Source organism: Bacillus proteolyticus (genome assembly GCF_001884065.1).
GTDB classification, from domain to species: domain Bacteria; phylum Bacillota; class Bacilli; order Bacillales; family Bacillaceae_G; genus Bacillus_A; species Bacillus_A proteolyticus.
This window is the reverse complement of record NZ_MACH01000020.1, coordinates 20976-35011: the sequence shown is the minus strand read 5'-3', so window position 1 is coordinate 35011 and position 14036 is coordinate 20976. Positions and strand designations below refer to the sequence as shown.

Annotated in this window: 11 protein-coding genes and 3 pseudogenes; 5 read left to right on the top strand and 9 right to left on the bottom strand. The window is 35.0% G+C overall.

Annotation, left to right across the window (positions count from 1 at the left end; translation table 11 throughout):
- Positions 1-7: 7 nt before the first annotated feature.
- The 3 genes from BAQ49_RS03335 (at position 8) to BAQ49_RS03325 (ending at position 3097) form a co-directional block, all read left to right on the top strand.
- On the top strand, positions 8-1207 hold the full coding sequence (locus tag BAQ49_RS03335) for an MFS transporter (RefSeq protein WP_071744182.1): 1200 nt from the start codon (positions 8-10) through the stop codon (positions 1205-1207).
- A 99-nt stretch (positions 1208-1306) separates the two neighbouring features.
- Positions 1307-2566, top strand: a complete 1260-nt coding sequence (locus BAQ49_RS03330; protein ID WP_071744181.1) for a serine hydrolase domain-containing protein — start codon at positions 1307-1309, stop codon at positions 2564-2566.
- Positions 2567-2725: 159 nt separating this feature from the next.
- Complete coding sequence (locus BAQ49_RS03325; RefSeq protein ID WP_071744180.1) at positions 2726-3097, top strand: cupredoxin domain-containing protein; 372 nt, start codon at positions 2726-2728, stop codon at positions 3095-3097.
- A 170-nt stretch (positions 3098-3267) separates the two neighbouring features.
- Here the strand turns inward: BAQ49_RS03325 and BAQ49_RS03320 are convergent.
- Both BAQ49_RS03320 and BAQ49_RS03315 read right to left on the bottom strand, forming a co-directional pair.
- Positions 3268-3816: pseudogene (locus tag BAQ49_RS03320) on the bottom strand (alpha/beta fold hydrolase); the annotation flags it as partial.
- 476 nt (positions 3817-4292) lie between these two features.
- Positions 4293-5519: a serine hydrolase domain-containing protein gene (locus BAQ49_RS03315; RefSeq protein WP_071744179.1), complete on the bottom strand. Its 1227-nt coding sequence runs from the start codon at positions 5517-5519 to the stop codon at positions 4293-4295.
- A 425-nt stretch (positions 5520-5944) separates the two neighbouring features.
- Between BAQ49_RS03315 and BAQ49_RS03310 the strand changes: the two are divergent.
- Positions 5945-6226, top strand: a pseudogene (locus tag BAQ49_RS03310) (recombinase family protein); the annotation flags it as partial.
- A gap of 2 nt (positions 6227-6228) precedes the next feature.
- On the opposite strand, the pseudogene BAQ49_RS03305 reads toward BAQ49_RS03310, so the two are convergent.
- Positions 6229-6366 (bottom strand): annotated as a pseudogene (locus BAQ49_RS03305) (small, acid-soluble spore protein, alpha/beta type); the annotation flags it as partial.
- A 128-nt stretch (positions 6367-6494) separates the two neighbouring features.
- Positions 6495-6617 carry a hypothetical protein gene (locus tag BAQ49_RS33850; protein WP_000541014.1) on the bottom strand — a complete coding sequence of 41 codons (123 nt, stop codon included), beginning with the start codon at positions 6615-6617 and terminating at the stop codon, positions 6495-6497.
- A 409-nt stretch (positions 6618-7026) separates the two neighbouring features.
- On the opposite strand from BAQ49_RS33850, the gene BAQ49_RS03300 reads away from it, so the two are divergent.
- Positions 7027-8442 carry a S8 family peptidase gene (locus BAQ49_RS03300; RefSeq protein ID WP_071744177.1) on the top strand — a complete coding sequence of 472 codons (1416 nt, stop codon included), beginning with the start codon at positions 7027-7029 and terminating at the stop codon, positions 8440-8442.
- A gap of 10 nt (positions 8443-8452) precedes the next feature.
- Here BAQ49_RS03300 and BAQ49_RS03295 read toward each other — a convergent pair whose 3' ends face one another.
- From BAQ49_RS03295 to BAQ49_RS03275, 5 genes are all read right to left on the bottom strand, one after another.
- On the bottom strand, positions 8453-9907 hold the full coding sequence (locus BAQ49_RS03295; RefSeq protein WP_071744176.1) for a sensor histidine kinase: 1455 nt from the start codon (positions 9905-9907) through the stop codon (positions 8453-8455).
- Positions 9907-10587: a response regulator transcription factor gene (locus BAQ49_RS03290; protein WP_071744175.1), complete on the bottom strand. Its 681-nt coding sequence runs from the start codon at positions 10585-10587 to the stop codon at positions 9907-9909. The genes BAQ49_RS03295 and BAQ49_RS03290 overlap by 1 nt, the downstream gene beginning before the upstream one ends.
- Before the next feature lie 63 nt (positions 10588-10650).
- Positions 10651-12498: an FtsX-like permease family protein gene (locus BAQ49_RS03285; RefSeq protein WP_071744174.1), complete on the bottom strand. Its 1848-nt coding sequence runs from the start codon at positions 12496-12498 to the stop codon at positions 10651-10653.
- Positions 12473-13252 (bottom strand): ABC transporter ATP-binding protein, encoded by a 780-nt coding sequence (locus BAQ49_RS03280; RefSeq protein ID WP_002128192.1) that lies wholly within the window; start codon positions 13250-13252, stop codon positions 12473-12475. Before BAQ49_RS03280 ends, BAQ49_RS03285 begins: the two co-directional genes overlap by 26 nt.
- Positions 13253-13277: 25 nt before the next feature.
- Entirely contained in the window at positions 13278-14036 is a 759-nt protein-coding gene (locus tag BAQ49_RS03275) for an ABC transporter permease (RefSeq protein ID WP_071744173.1), read from the bottom strand.

The following is a 14036-nucleotide window of genomic DNA, read 5'->3' as shown; positions in this document are numbered from 1 at the left end:
GATGACGATGCAAAGTGAAAAACTTTGGACGAAGGATTTCCTCGGAACTTGTTTTAGTAGTCTGTTTCTCTTTTTAACATTTTACATGCTTATGACTACTCTGCCCGTCTACGTTATAGACGGCCTAAAAGGAAAACCTGAGGAAATTGGTTTAGTTGCAACTGTTTTTCTTATTTCATCTGTTTTATGTAGACCATTCACAGGAAAATGGCTCGATGATTTAGGAAGAAAAAAAATATTATTCATTTCACTTTCACTATTTTTAGCCGCTACTGTTATGTATTTCGGTACGCAAAGTTTATTTTTATTACTTGCCCTTCGTTTCTTACATGGTATTGGATTCGGAATGGCAACAACAGCAACTGGAACAATTGTAACTGATGTAGCACCAGCTCATAGACGCGGTGAAGCACTTGCTTATTACGGTGTATTTATGAGTCTACCAATGGTAATTGGTCCTTTTTTAGGTTTAACAATTATTTCTCATTTTTCATTTACTGCATTATTTATCGTTTGTTCGGTATTTTCATTACTCGCATTTTTATTAGGATTAATAGTGAATATTCCTCATGAAAAACCAGTAAGTAAACAAACACGAGAAAAAATGAAATGGAAAGACTTAATTGAACCATCTTCTATTCCGATTGCCCTAACAGGATTTGTTTTAGCCTTTTCTTATAGTGGTATTTTATCCTTTATTCCTATTTATGCAAAAGAACTCGGTTTAAGCGAAGTTGCTAGTTATTTCTTTATTTTATACGCACTTGTTGTTGTAATTTCTCGTCCATTCACAGGAAAAATCTTTGATCGTTTCGGTGAAAATGTACTTATTTATCCAGCTATCATTATTTTCACGATTGGAATGTTTATTTTAAGCCAAGCGCAAACTTCATTTTGGTTCCTTGGCGCAGGTATGCTAATCGGTTTAGGATACGGAACATTAATTCCAAGTTTCCAAACGATCGCGATTTCTGCCGCTCCAAACCATCGACGTGGTTCTGCGACAGCTACTTACTACTCGTTCTTTGATAGCGGCATTGGCTTTGGTTCTTTCATTTTAGGTATAGTCGCTGCCAAATCAAGTTATCATAATATGTATTTTATCGCAGCTATTATCGTTGCGTTCACTTTACTACTTTATTATGGATTACACGGACGAAAACAAAAATTCAAAAAGCAACATACAGACGGACAAATATCTGCTTAACGTTCATAAGGAAAGTAAACTTACCCGTTTACTTTCCTTATTTTGTATTTCTTTTACGACGAGCGTATACTTATAATAGAAACTAAAGGAGGTACCTATATGAAATTAAAAAAATCTCCCCTACTCTTACTTATGCTAACAGTGATATTTGGAATTACAGGGCTTGGTTTTACATACTTCAAACATAATAAAACGACCCCCTCGAAAAATAACGTGACGAAGGAAAACTGGTTAGACGATCCTTACTTACGCTGGTCGTATACACATATGAAAGAATTCACTTTAATAAATGAAGTAAAAAACAACCCTGACCAAGTTGCTCCCTTCCCTACCGCGTTACAAAGCTTAGACGATTTTGCTGTGGAGCGTGGATTTGGAAATACGACTCCCCTAAAAAAACTTTTAGACGAAAACAAAACAGATGCTTTTGTCGTTGTACAGAATGGTCAACTTGTTTATGAACGATATTTCAATGAATATAACGAGAGTGAACCTCATGGAATGGCATCGTTAGCCAAGGTGTTTACCGGTGCAATTATACAATCTCTCGCTGAAGAAAATCGAATTGACGTAGAGAAAACAGCTGAAACTTACATAAAAGAATTAAAAAATACACCATTCGGAACAGCTACACTTCAGCAATTACTGGACATGCAAGTTTCCGCTGAATACCCTACTCACGGATATATGCAGCTAGGACTAGAAAATCAAGATGCACAACTATATTTAGCTAGTAATATTTTACCCCGAGGTAAAAACTACGAGGGTCCTATGAAAATTTATGATATGTTACTAGAAGCAGAAGAAACTGCACCACCCGGCTCCGCTTTTTCTTACAATAACGGATCAACAGAAACACTCGCTTGGATTATCCGAACTATTACAGGGAAATCGTTAGCTGAAAATGTAAGCGAGCGAATTTGGTCTCAAATTGGTATGGAAGAAAACGCGTATTACGTTACAGATGAAACAAAAGTAGAACAAGCAAGCGCTGGCTTAAATGCAACTGCTAGAGATATGGCGAGGTTCGGACAATTACTATTAAGTAATGGTCAATATAACGGAAAACAAATCGTCCCTTCTGCTATTACAGAAAGTGTGAAAAATGTACAAGAAGGTGAGCTCGCAATTAGTCGTGGTGCTTCCATTTCTTATCATAATCAATGGTGGATTCCGCATAATGAACAAGGTGCTTTCGAAGTGTTAGGTAGTTACGGACAAACGCTTTACATCGATCCGAAAGCAAATATGGTAATCGTCCACTTCTCTTCTAACGCTGCGCCTAGTAATGAAATCCATTCGGTTTATTCCGATATGTATATTGATATTGCACATCATTTGGAAAAGCTTCCACAGTAGTGGCGGCTTTTTTTATTTACACAAATCCTATTCCAGTTATCACTTGGTTATTAGAAGTTGCCGAAAGAATTACTATGTGAGCCACGCCTAAACCCTATTTATCGTGATAATATTTTATAAATTTGAAAACACTAGTGCTTAGGAAAGGAGGGATTGCAAATGTCTGTGAAAAAACTATTAACTGGATTAATCATTTCACTTGCGATGATTGTAGTGATGACTACTTTAGGTTCGCTCTGTGTATTTGCCGAATCCGACGCTGTGAGACAGCCTATTGAGGTTGAATTGAATGATGATTACTTTAATCCGAATATCATCACTGTTTCGGCTGGAAAAACGACAACGTTGCTATTAAAAAACAAAGGAAATAGAGAACATACCTTTACGGTGAAAAAGCTCGGAATTGACGTAGAAGTCCCGTCAGGAAAAGAAATTACAATTACCGTAAAACCTGAAACTCCCGGTACATATGAACTAATATGTCGGTTCCACTACTTGAAAGGAATGGATGGAAAAGTAATAGTCAAATAACAAGCAATGTGGTACTACCCCTTACAAGACAGAATTATCAATCACTGAGTATTAATATTCTATAATTGAGTAACAGCTCCAAAACTGATTTTCAATAGAAAAAAAGGGGTACAAATTCAATTGTAGCCCTTTTTCCAAGTGTTTTTGTTTTTATGCGATTCCTATAATGATTATAAGAGTGAAGTATGGTTCGAAATAGCACTGATTATATGAACCAAATCGTCGCAATGAATCTCGTGCCCCGATCCTTCTAGAGTTAGTAATACAGCATGGGGAATTTCATTAACAAGAGCAAGACCATGCTCGTATGGAAGCACTATATCTTCTGTACCGTGGATAACCAAAGTAGGTATATTAATTTCTTTTAATTTCCCCTCATAAGAATCATCGCCTTTAAGAAGTGAGTAATTAAACATACTGAGTAGGTTATTTGCTCGTTTTATTTCTTTTTCTACCTGCTTATAAGCCCTCTTCTCGTCGAACTTATGCTTTGAACCACAGAGTAACACTGATCCTGTAACCAGGTAATTTGCAACAGATTCTTCATCCGACCAATTTAGTTTGGCCCCATTAGCATGGTAAGTGAGTATCTTCTCATCGATCGGTGGCAAATTCCGTTTGTTGTCTTCAGAGCCAAAAATACTTGATGCAATCAAAGTTATACTTAGAACTCTCTGAGGGTTCCTCAAGGCTACAATTTGAGCAATCATTCCACCCATTAGAAACAGCAGGAAAATAATATTAAATTGGCTTCCATTCACAGGAGTTTTGGCCTTGCATTTATGACTATTTGGTTGAGCAATCGATATGTTGTGCTGAAACGTCAATATATTTAAAAAAGGATCTCTCTTGATAAAGAGAGATCCTTTTCTTATTTCTTCTTCTTTTCTGTCGGTTGGCTTTGTTTAGCGAAATTAGATGAATCATCGAAATTAGGTTGCTTTTTACCAGCATTATTACTTCTACCTTTTCCCATATGTAATGCACCTCCCCTCATCCTTACTATTCCCAATAAAAAAAATCCTCTTGCATCCAAGAGGATTTTTTATTTGGCTCTTATTAATAATGCCAAACTGTTCTCGTAGTACTTCCAACACTTCCCGTCCTACCATAGCTTTTAACCATGGTGTTGATGGTGGCCATCATGCGTATAATTGTCTTGGAGTTTTCCTTTAAACAATACCTAAGTTCGGTTTCAGTCTTCGATTGCTTGGTAGACCGTGGTCCAGAAGTCTTGGATAAGATGCGATGGGGCCGGAGTGGACATCCCAACCTGGGTGAACAGAATTCCAATAAACTGTTTGTCTGGATCAGCGTAAGCTGTAGTGCCAGTTCCGCCATCCCAGCCGAATTGACCGATAGACGCGTAGTCTCCAAGATAGGTACGCACCGCCATCCCAAAGCCCCAGCCACCTTGTATCCCTTGTCCAAACGACAAATGGACGTTGTTTTTGGCCAAATCGTCTCGGTATACTTGTTGTTCAGGAGTAAGACGGTTGGTGGTCATCAGCTGGACTGCGGGCCTAGACAGAATCCGTTTGGTTCCATGCATCCCTTTATTCAACAGCATCTGCAAATACGCGTGATAATCATCGATGGTTGCGAGCAGCCCACCACCGCCTGCTTGAAATGCTGGAGGTTTGCTGTAACGTCCGCCTGCACCCTCATCCCACACGATGAACTCACCTGTCTGATCGGGGTTGAAGGCAGGTGGAAGCCGGTCAATCTTGAGCTCAGGCACGTAGAAACCAGTGTCCTTCATTCCCAGTGGATCGAATATGCGTTCGCGCAGGAACGACTCAAATGTCTGACCCGTGACCCTGGCAACAAGAATGCCGAGCACTTCAATACTGATATGATACTGCCACCGCTCTCCGGGATGGTAGCTTAGCGGAAGTGCACCTAGGCGACACATAAACTCATCTGGATCGGGCATATCCTGCCCTGGCGTGTCGAATATCCCACTCTCGAAGAACGCGTTCATGATCGGAGAACCCATCAACGTGAGATCCACTCCGAGCCCGAATGTGGAGGTCAACAGGTCTCGTACAGTGATAGGACGCCGTGCTGGGACGGTCTCTTCCAGTGGACCATCGGGCTGTTTCAACACCTGCCGGTCAGCGAGTTCGGGCAGCCATTTGTCTACTGGGTCGTCTAAATGCAGTTTGCACTCGTCGAGCAGAACCATTACTGGTGAAACTGCGATCGGCTTACTAGTGGACGCCAATCGAAAGATCGTGTCCCGACGCATTGGTGCGCCACCATCATGCCTCATTGTTCCAAGCGCTTCGACGTGCGTCTCGCCGTTTCGGCTGACTAAGGCGACGAGCCCAGGAATCTTTCCAGAATCGACATGCTGCGCCAGTATATTGCGCATTTTGCGCAATCCAGTTTCAGAAAAGCCTTTATTGTTTTGTCCCATTTTGTTCTCCTTTAGTTTAGAGTGAGATTTCTAATACATATTGACAATCAATTATTAGTTCTTCAAATAGAAAAATTCCCCTCTTTAATAATTTCGACAAAATGTATTTATGTAAATGGAGGCATCATACATCACTATCAACCTAAGATAAATTTATATCCATACTTCACAGAGAACGTTATTCTTTTTGTAGAAATATACAGAATGGATGGCGATGTGTTGCTATCCCATTGTAGATTAAGTAGGAAGAGGCACTCTGAGGATAGTGCCTTTTCTTTATAAAAAATCCAAATGCTGATACATAATGAATTAATAAAGATAGGCTAATTTAAATTTATAGAGATTTAATAATAAGGATAGTAGACTTATAAAATCTTAGTTAAGAGCGTCTCATAAGACTTAATCTCAAAAAAGGGGGTGATGTTTTGCGGAAAATCGGTTATATACATGTCAGTTCGACTAGCCAGAACCCTTCAAGGCAATTTCAGCAACTGAACGAAATTGGAATGGATATTATTTTTGAAGAAAAAGTTTCTGGAGCAACAAAGGATCGCGAGCAACTTCAAAAAATGTTAGAAGATTTACAGGAATGTGACATTATTTATGTTACAAACTTAACTCGGATCACTCGTAACACACAGGATTTAATTAAATTAATTGAGTTTATACGAGGTAAAAAAGCGAGCTTAAAATCACTAAAGGATACATAGCTAGATTTAGCAGATGTTTCTGGACCAAGTGTAATCCCTAGTTCACGAGCAAATTCACATTTCATCTGCTCGATTGCACTCGCAACAGCGGAAATATGAATTTCATTATTATTATTTTCGTGTCTTTGAATATTCATAATTACACCGCCATTTTATTCGTATATAACATGTGCGTAATTATGATATTTATACATAACACGATTCATTTCTGTCTCATATTCTGTCTAGTAAATTGCTTTTCTTTTTTATACTCGATTAGATGAATTTAGAACGCATCCGAATCTTTGATTCCTAAAACATTCATTTCTTCTTTAAATAAACGCCATGGCTCTACTATTATTGCTTTTTCACGACCATCCCTTAAGGTGAAAACTCTTAAATATCCCATCATACACTCTCCTAAATATTTAAATTCACATCTCATTTTTATTGCTATTGCTATACATATTTATAACCTTCAAATACAAAAATAATAAGTTTTCTACTGAATAAAGACCTAAATACAGATACCCCCTATTTACTTTAGGATGCTTTTTTAATTTCATTCACTCATTAGAACAAAAAAATTGATGGCTTCTCCACCAAAAGAATTATGCTTCTGTTTTTAAAGTAACTCCAAAGAAAGTAATATTGCGCTAAATACCACTTATATGTACGGTATATACAGATTTGAAATTCTGAATGATTTGTTACCTTATTTATAGGATCTAAGTGGAATTATAAAGTGGGCAATAGGGCCTTGTTCTGCGGTTCATCTTCAAATTCCAACTCCAATTTATAAAAGTAAGGGGATAATTATGAAAAAACAAGCAATCACTGTCATTTCAACCGCGTTAACGTGTTTTTTACTTTCTAATGTAGGACATGCTCAGGAAAAACCTAAGCAATATTACACCGTTTTATTAAAAGACCCATCAAAATTTGAGCAAGGCATCACTGAGATAAAAAAGGAGAATGGAGAAATTACTTATACTGTCCCGGAGATAGGACTCATTCAATTCAAAGGAGATACACAAATTTCTAAAAATCAATCTCCATTATTTGAATCAGTTAATCCTTCTTTGCAAGTCGAAAAACCAGAGGTTCCTCATTCCATAAAAATGCCTAATTTATCAACTCTTTCAACAAAAACATTAGATACAAACCTACCTCCCTTATGGGATATGCAATGGGACATGAAGGAAATTACTCATAATGGAGAAAGTTATAAAAAAGAAACTGGCTCTCATAATGTGGTTGTTGGAATTATTGATTCAGGAGTCGATGTGGATCATCCTGACTTAGTAAAAAACCTTATTCCTGGATCTAAAAACTTCGTTCCAAAGGGAGGATTGAGAGGTACTGAACCTGAAGAGATAGGTGATATTAATAATATAAATGATATCAATGGCCATGGAACTCTCGTTTCAGGATCTATTGCTGCAAATGGGGAATTAAAAGGCGTTGCTCCTGATACGGGAATCAGAGCATATCGTGTATTTGGAAATAAATCAGCTGATGCAGCCTGGGTCATTAATGCCATCATCGAAGCAGCTAAGGATGATGTAGATGTTATCAACCTTAGTCTTGGTTCCTATTATGTAAATGGAAAAGTCTATGAAAATGGAAAACTTGTAGACAATGGATGGGCAGAAGTAGAAGGTTACAAACGTGCTATAGAATATGCCAATCAGCATGGTAGTGTAGTAGTAGCTTCTGCAGGAAATGATTCTGTAAACGTGGCTAATAAACAGGAGCTAAATAACTTTCTTAAACAAAAATATGAAAAAGAGGGGAAAATATTTACTGGTGTAGGAATAGAAGCACCTGGGGAATTACCAGGTGTAGTAACAGTGTCATCAACTGGTCCAACCGGACAACGTTCTGTATTCTCTAATTACGGAGAAGGGGTCATTGACATATCTGCTCCAGGAGGAGATTATCGTTTATGGCAACAATATGGCGAAGAAGTATGGTGGAATACTGGTCTTTTCCGACAAGAGGAAGTACTGACAACTTTTAATACTGGAAGATACTTATTTGCCGCTGGTACATCAATGGCAGTTCCGAAAGTATCCGCTACACTAGCTCTAATTATCAATCACTATAATTTTAAAAATCAACCGAAAAGATCAATTTCACACCTTTACAAAAACGGAATAAAGAAAGATATAGCACCTGATAAAGCCTCTTGGGGGAACGGACAGCTGGACGTATATAATGCTATTAAATAGTGAAAAGGAACTATGACAATTCATAGTTCCTTTTTTCGTTACTAAAAAGAGAATGTATCGTGAATGAAATGCATGCCCCTTGAATCTCATTATTTTCAGCATGAATTTCTCCACCGTGTTTTTTAACCAATTTTTCCACGATATACAAACCAAGTCCATGATGTAGTTGATTTGACCTTGAAAGGTCACCCTGGTAGAATTTGCTAAATAAAAACGGAATATCTTTTGTATTAAATCCAACCCCAGAATCCGAGATAGAAAAAGACATAACGTCTTCTTCTATCTCCACTTGCACATCAATTCTTCCTTTTTTTGGAGTAAAACGAATGCTATTAGAAATAATATTCGTAAGAATTTGATGCAAACGATTCGGATCAAGTGCAAACTTAAGATTTTTTTCTTCTGATTTAATAAGTAAAGTATAGGTTAATTGTATATCTTCATTTTCTGCCAATTCCTTAAACTCTTCAAGCATTTCTGGAATCATTTCAGCTGGAGCTATATTGCAAATCATAAGAGTGAAATCAGGGTTGTCCACTTCAGAGACTCTCCTCATTTCTTCTGTTAAATGCAATACTCTTTCTGTATTATTCTTAATTGTTTGCAAGTAGTGATGAATCCGTTTTTGATTATTTGGCATGGGTTCCATTAATACTTCTACATGAGACAAAATAATAGTTAACGGTGTTCGCAAATCATGTGCAATGGAAGCAACTATATCCCGACGTTCCTGTTCTAATTTCCATTGAACATACAATGAATTTTTTAATTCTTCCTTCATACTATTGAAAGAATCAATTAATATACCTATTTCATTTTCACTTTCATATTTTATTTCAAAGTCTAAATCCTTGTTTTTAATTTTTTGTGAGGCCATTATTACCTCTTTGATAGGTTTATTCAACTGTTTTCCTAAACGCTTAGCTAATAAATAAGAATAAAGCGTTAAAAATATAAAAGGAACAAGAAAAGCAATAATAAATACATATTCTATGTAATAATCAATAGATGCAGCTAATATGTATCGTGCAGCAAGCACACCAACTAGCTTACCATGACTTATAATTGGAATGTATTTTGTAATTAGTTTACCATTTTGAGTAGATGTATTTATTTTATGATACACTTCTTTATCATTTTTCAATAATTCATCGCTCAATGTACCATATAATCTATTTCCATTCGTATTCATAACTTGATAAGTAATTCCTTGCATTGGAATCACTTTCTCTAGTTTTTTTTGATAGGATAAATCTACTATTTTATCCCCATTCATTTCTACAAATTTTTCAATACTAGGCACTTGTTTTTCATAATGGTTGGCAGGTAAAACAGATTTTTCATTATAAATAAAAAGAAAAGAGTATATTAAAATTAACGTACAAACCGTACTGACAATACTTAAAAATATTACAGCTGCAAATGTTAGAATAAATTGGTTTTTCAACGATAATTTTTTTAACATTAACATTTCTCCAACTTATAGCCAACTCCCCATACGGTTTTAATATGGTAAGTTGACATACCTAAACTTAACTTAGCTCTTAAGTTATTAATATGTACTATTATTGTATTGAGATCCCCAACTGCATCCAGCCCCCAAATTTTTTCATAAATTTGTTCCTTAGAAAAGATTTGCCCTAGATTTACCGTTAAAAGCTCTAATATTTTAAACTCTTTACTCGTTACATCTATTTTTACTCCATCAATGAAAACATCATGCTGTGAATAGTTAATGGTCAAGTTTCCTAAGAAACGTTGATTTTGCAAGTTTACACGTTCTCTTTTCTCACGCCTCAAGTGGGCCTCAACACGTGCAATTAGCTCCTTAACTTGGAATGGTTTTGTAATATAGTCATCTCCACCAAAAGTAAAGCCTTTTACTTTATCTATTTCTGAATGTTTAGCACTCAAAAATAGAATCGGGCATTTTATTTGTTCACGAACGACCTTACAAAATTCAAAACCGTCCATTTTAGGCATCATAATATCTAAAATGACTAAATCAACTTGTGTTTTTAAATGATCTAGCGCTTGTTCTCCATTGTAGGCCTTGAGAACTTTATAATCACGATCAGAGAATATATCAGAGAGTACATCTACAATTTCTGACTCATCATCTACAACAAGAATCGTTCCATTCATAAAAAAACACTCCTTTCTAATTTAGATTAAAAATCTTATTATTTTGTAAAATATATTTTCTTGTTAATTAATATTCTTTTCATGAACAACTTTTTTATAGTAATAGTGGTTTGAAATGAAGAAAAATATCAATTGGAAGACTAAGAAAATAAAAAATATTAATATTATTGAGTAAATTTTAATTCCTCCCAATATATTTTGCAAGGCATAGATTGCTATAAACAGATTTACCCCCCCCAGAATAATTGGTACAAAGAAAATTATAGCAATTTGAACCCTTAATGTTTTTTTTATTTCATTGAAATTCAAACCAATTTTTCTTAAAGAGTGAAATATTTTTCTATCATTAGATATATCTTCATATAACTTAAACCAAAGAAGACTGGATAAAGCAATTAACAAGATAAAACCGATAAATAATGCTATTATCCATAAAACTGAAGTTAATTGAACTGTATTTTCATAATGTAGAAGACGAACACTGGACTGTTCCTTTATCTCTAAAGGGAGTGTCTCAAATAATTTTTTTAGTGCACTATAACCCTTATTATTTTCCTTGAAATCTAATGTGTAAAATGAAACATGTTGAGTAGGTAATGATCCCTTCTCTAATTCATTAAAAGTATCTGCTGGTACAAAAGCTACATTATCTATCCAAGATACCGAGTTAATCGCCTGTTTTTCGACCATATTTTTTACTATCAATTTTGTATTACCGTTATTTGTTTGGATATACAACTTATCGATATTCTCATTTTTTTTACTAAATAACAGGTTATCTTTTTTTGTTTCTGTCCAGTCCTTTATAAAGAATGAATCTGTTTGTAGTATAAAGGTTTTACCTTCTCCCTTTGATGAATTCAGTAATATACCTTCCCATTTTTTCTTATGAAATCCCTCAACCTCTCCTTTGAAGTTTTTCTCTAAAGCAGATTCTAGTGTATTCTCTTGTTTTTTATCAACAATAAATATAGCTGGCTGTGGGTGGCTATTTCGCATTCTTTGATCATTCAACTCTGAATATAAATATATGGAGCTGATTAATATCATTATCATTGATAAGAGTATTGAAACAAGGAAGATAATTTTAGCATTATAATAAAGTTTTTTCCTTAGACTTATAAATATTAGCATTCGAATGCCATTTAAATGCTTTTTTTCTTTATTGATTAAATAGGATACAGTCCCTACTAATCCGTGCGAACAAAAAAGGTACGTTCCTAATAATAAAAGAGTAGCTACAGGTAGAAAAGAGAATAATAGTACGGGTAAAGATGCATTAAGGATAAAAACATAAGAAATAACCAAAATTAACAGGGAAATAATGAATTTCTTCTTTGAAAACCTAGGTAAATCCTTTGGTTTTCTTGTCTCTTGAAATAATTCCAAAACAGAAATGCGTCCGATTTTATAATAACTACGCAATGAAACAAAAAAGAACAGAACTCCAAACAAAATAACTGTAAAAAAAGTAGCAATTGGAGAGAAGAAATAGGAAAATGACTCGCTTAAGAAGAGCGATTTCCCGATGAAATCAAAAAAGCTTTTGGATAGTACTATACCAATCATAATCCCAATTAAGATAGAAATTGCTCCAATTATCGAATTTTCTAAAACTATGATAATAAATAATTGTTTTTTTGAAGCTCCGAATGTTTTCCAAATACCAATTTCCTTTTTCCGTTCAGTAAGAAAATGGTCATAAGAATATGAAATGAAAAAGCATGAAAATAGCAAGATGATGAATTCACACGCAATTAACAGTTGCTCTATTCCAGAAACTTTTGGATATGAAAGAAATGCTGCGTACATATAAAAAATCGTAACTGATAGAATACAACTTACAAGATACACTATATACAGTGAAAGATTGCGAGTTATATTTTTAAGTGCGAGTGAAAATATTGACATCATTCTCCCCCACTTCTTTAGATATATAGAGTAGTATACGTTGATTGAAACTGAATTGCTTTTCTTCATGGGAACGTTGCATCTCATGAACAATCTTGCCATCTTTCAAAAATATGACCCTGTTGCAAAAACTAGCAGCTACAGAGTCGTGAGTTACCATTAAGATTGTTGATTTATGTGTTTCATTCAATGTTTTTAGTATATTCAATACATCATAAGCAGATTTTGAATCTAGATTTCCCGTCGGTTCATCAGCAAATAACAGATAAGGATCGTTAATTAACGAACGAATAATAGCAGCTCTTTGCTGTTGTCCCCCAGAGATTTCATAGGGATACTTTGGCAAAAGCGGTTCAATATTTAGTTCATTCACTAATGTTTCGAGTTTATCCCTAACACCCTTTTTGCTCCCCATTCTTAAAGCTGCGGGTAGAAGAATATTTTCTTCAATTGTTAAGTGATCTAACAAATTGTAATTTTGAAAAATAAAACCAATATTTTCACGACGATAATTGCTTAATTGATCACTATTCATGTTAGTTAAATTCTGTCCCTTAATTGTAATTTCTCCATTTGAAGGAAAATCAAGAGAGGAAAGCACATTTAAAAGTGTAGACTTTCCACTCCCTGAAGGTCCCATAATCCCTACAAAATCTCCTTCATGAACAGTTAAGTTGACATTATTTAAAACTGGATATTCTTGGAAATTAGTTTTATAAACTTTCTCAATTCCTTTAGCTTCTAACATAATCATGGTAAACCTCCCTTCTATCCTTTTATTAACATGTAAATTCTTTTTTATTCCAAATGCTTATACAAACGCTAACACTAATAATCATGATACCTAGAATCAGGACGTATAAAGTGTTACTTCCTGTGCTGAGAGCACGGAAGATACTTTGAACGGATAATAAAAAGAACGATAACTGACTTATGTACAAGCAGCCGATGTAAATTCCAATCAGAAGGAAAAAGCTAATAACTGCATTTGAAATTATGATACTTATTAAACTAGCAATAGCTAAACCACACATTTGAATAACAAAAAACAATCCATATACTTGTACCGTATAGAATATTGCTTCTATAGAGGTCTTTTGTTGACCGTAGAAAGTAAAAGCATCATCTGCTTTAAAAAACACCAACCCAAGTACTATGCCAATAAAAAGAACAACAAATAAGTAGAGTAATACCATTACAGAAAGAGAAAACCATTTTGACATAAGAAAGGTGAATCGTTGAAAAGGCCTAATTAAAAATAGACGATATGCTCCTGAGTTGTATTCTACATTTAAGCTATTCAAGAAACATACAGGCATGAAAATCAAAGTAATTAAGAAAGAAGATTCCTTTAATAAAAACCATGAAAAATTCCAAGAATTTAGTGGCACTTGTTGCCCATCATTATAAATCCCAACCCCATAGTACTTCAAAAACCAAGCTTGAAGAAAAACAATAACAGTAAAAATCCCCAACATCCATTTACTTTTTTTCTGATTCCATAGTCGTTCCCATTCACTTATAACTAATGCTTTCAA